This window comes from Mesorhizobium sp. M7A.T.Ca.US.000.02.2.1 (assembly GCF_003996995.1).
Taxonomy (GTDB): Bacteria; Pseudomonadota; Alphaproteobacteria; order Rhizobiales; family Rhizobiaceae; genus Mesorhizobium.
Genome location: NZ_RZTT01000024.1, coordinates 23,097 through 29,691, shown reverse-complemented (window position 1 = coordinate 29,691; position 6,595 = coordinate 23,097). Strand labels below are relative to the sequence as shown.

The 6,595-nt window shown below is 63.5% G+C and carries 6 protein-coding genes; all 6 read right to left on the bottom strand.

Annotated features, from left to right (window positions below):
• Positions 1–2: 2 nt before the first annotated feature.
• The 6 genes from EOD15_RS04260 to EOD15_RS04235 all read right to left on the bottom strand — a co-directional run bounded on the left by EOD15_RS04260 (position 3) and on the right by EOD15_RS04235 (position 6,592).
• Positions 3–671, bottom strand: coding sequence for an anti-sigma factor (locus EOD15_RS04260; RefSeq protein WP_127320820.1), 669 nt, complete (start codon positions 669–671; stop codon positions 3–5).
• Positions 668–1,234 (bottom strand): sigma-70 family RNA polymerase sigma factor, encoded by a 567-nt coding sequence (locus EOD15_RS04255; RefSeq protein WP_127320821.1) that lies wholly within the window; start codon positions 1,232–1,234, stop codon positions 668–670. Before EOD15_RS04255 ends, EOD15_RS04260 begins: the two co-directional genes overlap by 4 nt.
• A gap of 168 nt (positions 1,235–1,402) precedes the next feature.
• The gene (locus tag EOD15_RS04250) at positions 1,403–2,242 is read right to left on the bottom strand and encodes an alkaline phosphatase family protein (RefSeq protein ID WP_127320822.1); all 840 of its coding nucleotides are present in this window, start codon (positions 2,240–2,242) and stop codon (positions 1,403–1,405) included.
• A 98-nt stretch (positions 2,243–2,340) separates the two neighbouring features.
• Positions 2,341–3,930 (bottom strand): ABC transporter substrate-binding protein, encoded by a 1,590-nt coding sequence (locus tag EOD15_RS04245; RefSeq protein WP_127268159.1) that lies wholly within the window; start codon positions 3,928–3,930, stop codon positions 2,341–2,343.
• 182 nt (positions 3,931–4,112) lie between these two features.
• Positions 4,113–5,768, bottom strand: coding sequence for an ABC transporter ATP-binding protein (locus EOD15_RS04240; protein ID WP_127268158.1), 1,656 nt, complete (start codon positions 5,766–5,768; stop codon positions 4,113–4,115).
• On the bottom strand, positions 5,768–6,592 hold the full coding sequence (locus EOD15_RS04235; RefSeq protein WP_127268157.1) for an ABC transporter permease: 825 nt from the start codon (positions 6,590–6,592) through the stop codon (positions 5,768–5,770). Before EOD15_RS04235 ends, EOD15_RS04240 begins: the two co-directional genes overlap by 1 nt.
• Positions 6,593–6,595 lie beyond the last annotated feature (3 nt).

The following is a 6,595-nucleotide window of genomic DNA, read 5'->3' as shown; positions in this document are numbered from 1 at the left end:
CCTCAGCCGCCATCAACCGGTTTCCTTCCCTCGATAACAGTTTCCGTGAAAGCCTGGGCGGCAACAAGGCCGATTTGCTTGTTGTAGTCGGCAGCTGTCGCGGCCGGAATGCCAAGCCGGAACACGCCGTCGGCGGTCGGTCCGCCGATGATCTTCAGCCCGTTGCTGCCGAGGAAGGCGGAAATGTCCGACATCTTGGCATCCGGCTTGAACTTGACCAGCGCGAACGGCATTTTCGCCGGATCGTCTTGCGCGCCGGCAATCTCGAAATCATTGCCCTTGCCGCCGGGTTCGACAAACGACTGCACCATGACCAGGGCCAGCAGAACCGCGGCTGCCGCCCAGGCGACACCGACCGGCACCGCCATGAAGCGGCCCCAGGCCTGCGTCAGCCAGGACGATCCTGCCGGCTTGCGCGCAGGCCCGGCCTCGGCGTCGAGTGCCTTGGCAAAGCGGCTGAGCGCATCGACCGGCGGCCGGATTGCTTCGTTGGCGGCCGTGGCGCCGGAGAATTCGGCTTCAGCCTCGCCAAGGGCGGCAAGTGCGGCCGGATCGCTGGCCAGCCACTCCTCGACCGCTTCCAGGTCGGAACCTTCCAGCGAGCCGTTCAGGTAGAATGGCAGCAGCGTTTCCATTTCGTCGCGGCGCGACATCTTTTCAGCGGCACTCATGGCCACCCCCTGTCGTAACCGGCGGCCTTGAGGGCCTCGCCGAGTTTCTTGCGGGCGTAGAACATCCGGGTCTTGACGGTGGCGACCGGAATGTCGAGCACCTCGCCGATCTCGCTCACCGACTGTCCGTGATAATAGGCAAGATCGATGACCACGCGATGCTCTTCGGGCAAGGCGTCGACGAAGCGCCGCAGGGCGGCGGCCTTGTCTTCCTTCATGGTGACGACTTCCGGCGTGTCGGCGCCGTCGGGCACCGCGGCGGCGGCCTCGTCGTCGATCCAGTCTTCCTTCTTCTTGCGCAGAAAGGACAGCGCCTTGAAACGAGCGATGCCGAGCAGCCATGTCGAGACTTCGGAACGCCCTTCGAAGCCTGGCGCCTGGCGCCACAGCTCGAGGAAGACTTCGTTGGCGATATCGTCGGCCATCATTTCCGATCCCGTCTGGCGCGCCACGAAGCGGTAGACCCGCGCGTGGTGACGCATGAACAGGAGCCGCACGGCGGCACGGTCGCCCTTCGCGACCCGGTCGACGAGAGCGCGATCGGTCTCCGTCGCTGCCGTCATGGCCGGTCGAGCCGCCTGGCTCCTGTCTGCTCTGTCGCTGATCGGTCCAAAAAGGTTCATCCTCCGCCAAGGAATTTTGCGGAGGCTAACCGAAGTAAGGAAGTGTTGCCAGAGGCAGGGTCTTCCCTTCTACCACAAGGGGGGAAGGGAAGAGTTCTGCGCGCCCGCTCACTCCAAGAAAGATTTAGCCTTCATCGTCTCCGGTATTGCCACACCCAGCCGGCTCAGCACTGTCGGCGCCAGCTGCAGCTGGTCGAGCAGCGTGTCGGCCTGCGGACCCTTACCTTGTCCAAAATAGTACAGCGCGAAATCCTGCATCTCGTCGTCATGGCCGCCATGATGGCCACGATCGGTCTGGCCGTGATCGGCGGTGACGATCACCTCATAGCCGGCTTCGATCCAGCGCGGCAGGAAGGCGGCCAGCATCCCGTCCATCGCATAGACGGCATGGTCCATCTCGTGGCAGTCGTGGCCGAAGCGGTGTCCCATCGAGTCCAGCGTGCAGGTGTGCAGGATGCCGTAGTCGATGCCATGGCGTTTCGTCAGCATCGTCAGCGTCGCGAACAGGTCGACATCGCTCGGCGTCATCTGGTTGCGAAGATTGTACCCGGTCATGGTGTGGAAGCGGCCATGCGTGATCGGCCCGCCTGGCTCGTCGAACTCCATGTCCTCGACCACGTCGAACGGATAGGCGCGGAAGAATTCCGACCAGTAGGAATGCGTCACCGCCCCCGTCTTGCCGCCTGCCTTGCTGACTTCGGAGAAGATATCGGGCTGCTCGACGCGGAACCGGTTCTCGTTGGAGAGAATCCCGTGCACCTGCGGTGAGACCCCGGTGTGGATCGACGCATAGCAGCAGGCCGAGGTCGACGGCAGCACCGAGCGCATCTTCCAGACGCGCGCCTCGCCCGATTGCACCCAGCCTTCGAGATTGCCCATCAGCCGGCGCCAGTTCCGGTAAGGCACGCCGTCGAGGATGATCAGCAGAAGCTTGGACTTGAGCGCCACGAGCTGCTCCATGCGGTTGGCAGTTGAAACGGGAACGCCGTGTGCCGTCTTGGGCACACGGCGTTCTTGATAGATGAAATCGGACGATCAGAGTCCGCTCAAGCGTTGAGCCAGCACTCGGCAAGCGCGTAGCCGTCCATCATTTCGCCGATAGGGCTCTTGGCATAGCCGCCGATCTTGCTGGTGGCGGCCGCGTCGATGAACTGGTTGAAGAAGGGCACGATCAGCCCGCCTTCGTCACGCATCATCACTGCCATGTCGTGGTAGATCGCCTGGCGCTTGGCCTGGTCGAGCTCGCCGCGCGCGGTAAACAGCATCTTGTCGAATTCCGGCCGCTTGAAGCGCGTGTCGTTCCAGTCGGCGGTCGAGACATAGCCGGTGGAATACATCTGGTCCTGCGTCGCGCGTCCGCCCCAGTAGGAGAGCGAGAAAGGCTGCTTGTTCCAGACCTCCGACCAGTAGCCGTCGCCGGGCTCGCGCTTGATCTCGATCTTGATGCCGGCTTTGGCGCAGGACTGCTGATAGAGCTGTGCGGCATCGACGGCGCCCGGGAAGGCGACGTCCGAGGTGCGCAGCACGATCGAGCCGCTGTGGCCCGATTTCTTGTAGGCTGCCGCCGCCTTGTCCGGATCGAACTTGCGCTGCTCGATGTCGGCGGAAAACAGCGGATAGGCCTCGTTGATCGGGAAGTCGTTACCCACCGAGCCATAGCCGCGCAGGATCTTTTCCAGCATCTCGTCGCGGTCCATGGCAAGCTTCAGCGCCATCCGCAGATCGTTGCTGTCGAAGGGGGCGGTGTCGCAGAACATGTTGAACGGATAGTAGCCCTTGCCCGAGACGTTCTCGATGGAGACGCCCGCGATGCGCTTGACCAGATCGACGACCTTCGGCTCGACGCGGTTGATCATGTGCACCTGGCCGCCCTGCAGGGCGGCAAGCCGTGCGGTCGCGTCATTGATGACGATGATCTCGACCTGGTCGGCATGGCCGGCCTTGTCGCCCAGCCAGTAATTGGCGAAGCGCTCGCCGCCATGGCGCACGCCGGGCTGGTTGACGCTAACCTTATAGGGACCGGCGCTGATGCCGGCGTTCGGATCGTCCTTGCCGCCATTCGGCTGGATGGTGAGATGGTAGTCGGCCATCAGATAGGGGAAGTCGGCATCGGCGTCGCCGAGCGTGACGATGACCTCCTTGCCGCTCGCCTTGATCCCCTTGATGTTCTTGAGGATGCCGAGTGCTCCGGACTTGGACTTCTCGTCCGCATGGCGCTCGATGGTGGCAGCAACATCCTCCGCGCCGACCGTCTTGCCATTGTGGAACTCGATGCCGTCGCGGATCTTGATTGTCCATGTCTTGGCGTCGGCCGAGGCGCCAATCTCCTCGGCAATCAGGTTGACCAGCTTGTTGTCCGGGGTGAGGCGCACGAGATACTCGCCCCAAAGCTTGCCGAAGCTGAAGGTAACCTGGCTGAGGTTCAGCGCCGGATCGAGGCTGTTGGTGGATTCACCGCCCTGCAGACCGGCCTTGATGATACCGCCCTTCACCGCCGTCTGGGCAAATGCCTTGCCGGCCAGCGCCGGCATCAGGGCCGCCGATACGCCGAGCGCGGCGGCGCGCCCAAGAAAGGCGCGGCGCGATATCCGGCCTTGACCGGCGAGTTCGGCGAGATAATCGAGTTCAGTCTTCATGTCCTACCCCTGTTTTAAAAGTCGTGCGAGCAGCGCTCGTCCCGAAGGACGTTTGGCGCTCTTGTGTTGCATCCGGATGACGGTCGCCGGCGCCCCATGTGGCGGCTTGGTCTGGTGCAATTCCCAGGGGAAGCGCCATGCGCTTCTTCTGGGAGAACCGGTTCCAGTTTCCCCGAATTGCTTTAGTTGCCCGCGCTGGCCATGCGCCGTCCCTTGATTGCCTTTTCCAGCCAGCCGATTTCCATCTCTGGAACCGAGGAGAGCAGCAGGTCGGTGTAGGCGTCGAAGGGCGGGCTTAGCACCTGGCTCTTGGGGCCGTAGCGCACCACCTCGCCGCGATACATAACCGCGATCGAATCGGCGATCGACTTCACAGTGGCGAGGTCGTGCGTGATGAACAGATAGGCGACGTTCTCCTCCTTCTGCAACTCCAGCAGCAGCTTGAGGATGCCGTTGGCGACCAGCGGATCGAGCGCAGAGGTCACCTCGTCGCAGATGATCAGCTTCGGCTTGGCGGCAAGCGATCGGGCAATGCAGACACGCTGTTTCTGGCCGCCGGAAAGTTCGGCCGGGTAGCGGTCGGAAAAGCCTTTGCCCATTTCGATCTTGTCGAGCAGTTCGGCGACGCGCCTGTCGCGCTCGCGGCCGCGTATGCCGAAATAGAATTCGAGCGGCCGGCCGATGATGGTGCCGACGGTCTGGCGCGGGTTCATCGCCACGTCGGCCATCTGGTAGATCATCTGCAACTGGCGCAAATCCTCCTTCGGCCGGTCGGCCAGCCTGTTGGCCAGCGGACGTCCGTCGAAGGTGACGGTGCCCTGTTCGGGCGGCAGCAGGCCAGTGATGGCGCGTGCCAGCGTCGACTTGCCGGAGCCGGACTCGCCGACCACGGCCAGCGTCTGACCCGGATAGATGTCGACCGAGACGTTCTTCAGCACCTTGATGTCGCTGCGGCCATAGGCGGCGGTGACGTTCTTCACCGACAGGAAAGGCGACGTGCCGGGCTTCTGCTCCTGGTGTTCGATCTCATGCACCGAGACCAGCGCATTGGTGTATTCCTGGCGCGGCTCCTTGATGATCTGCCTTGTGCCGCCCCATTCGACCAGCCTTCCATGGCGCAGCACCATGATCTCGTCTGAGACCTGGGCGACGACGGCAAGGTCGTGGGTGATGTAGAGCGCAGCGACATGGGTGTCGCGGATGGCATCCTTGATCGCCGCCAGCACGTCGATCTGCGTCGTCACGTCGAGCGCCGTTGTCGGCTCGTCGAAGACGATCAGGTCCGGCTCGGAGCACAGCGCCATCGCCGTCATCACGCGCTGCAACTGGCCACCCGAAACCTGGTGCGGAAAGCGCTCGCCGATGGTTTCAGGGTTCGGCAGGCTGAGCTTCTTGAACAGCGCAACCGCGCGCTTCTCGGCCTCGGCCCGCGTTGCCGTACCGTGCAGCAGCGTGGCTTCCACCACCTGGTCCATCAGCCGGTGCGCCGGGTTGAAGGCGGCTGCCGCCGATTGCGCGACATAGCAGACCTCGCGGCCGCGTAATTTGCGGAAGCCGTCCTTGCCGCCCTTGAGGATGTCGCGGCCGTTCAGGATCACCTCGCCGCCGGTGATGCGCACGCCGCCGCGGCCATAGCCCATCGACGACAGGCCGATGGTCGACTTGCCGGCGCCGGACTCGCCGATCAGGCCGAGCACCTTGCCTTTTTCAAGCGTCAGCGAGACATCGTGCACCAACACGATGTTCTTTGGCGGCTCGCCGGGCGGGAAGACGGTGGCTTCGATGCGCAGGTTGCGGATGTCGAGCAGCAGGCCTGATTTCGCTTTGGTGTCGGCCATCACCCGCGTCCTCCCTTGAGGCTGGTCGTCCGGTTGAGCACCCAGTCGGCAACCAGGTTGACGGAAATCGCCAACAGGGCGATCGCCGCCGCCGGGATAAGCGCGGCCGCGATGCCGAAGACGATGCCGTCCTTGTTTTCCTTGACCATGCCGCCCCAGTCGGCGTCCGGTGGCTGCACGCCAAGGCCGAGGAACGACAGCGTCGACAGGAACAGCACGGCGTAGATGAAGCGCAGGCCGAGTTCCGAAACCAGCGGCGACAATGCGTTGGGAAGGATCTCGCGGAAGATGATCCAGCCGCTGCCCTCACCACGCAATTTCGCCGCCTCGACATAGTCCATGACGTTGATGTCGACGGCGACCGCGCGCGACAGGCGATAGACGCGGGTCGAATCCAGAATGCCCATCACCAGGATCAGCGTCACCAGATTGGTCGGCAGCACTGACAGCACGACGAGACCCATGATCAGCGTCGGGATCGACATCAAGAGATCGACGAGGCGCGACAGCAGCGTGTCGAACCAGCCGCCGAAGACGGCAGCCGAGAAGCCGAGGATGGCGCCGAGCGAGAATGACAGTGCGGTGGCCAGCACCGCGATGAACAAAGTGATGCGGGCGCCGTAGATCATGCGAGACAGAAGATCGCGGCCGAGATTGTCGGTGCCCAGCAAATGGGCAGCGGACATCGGTTCCCAGACGTCGCCGACGATTTCGCCATTGCCGTGCGGCGCGATCCAGGGGGCGAAGATCGCCGCCAGCACGAACAATGCCGTCAGCACGATCCCGATCAGCGCGGGGAGGGGGATGCGTTTGATATCGAGCATATC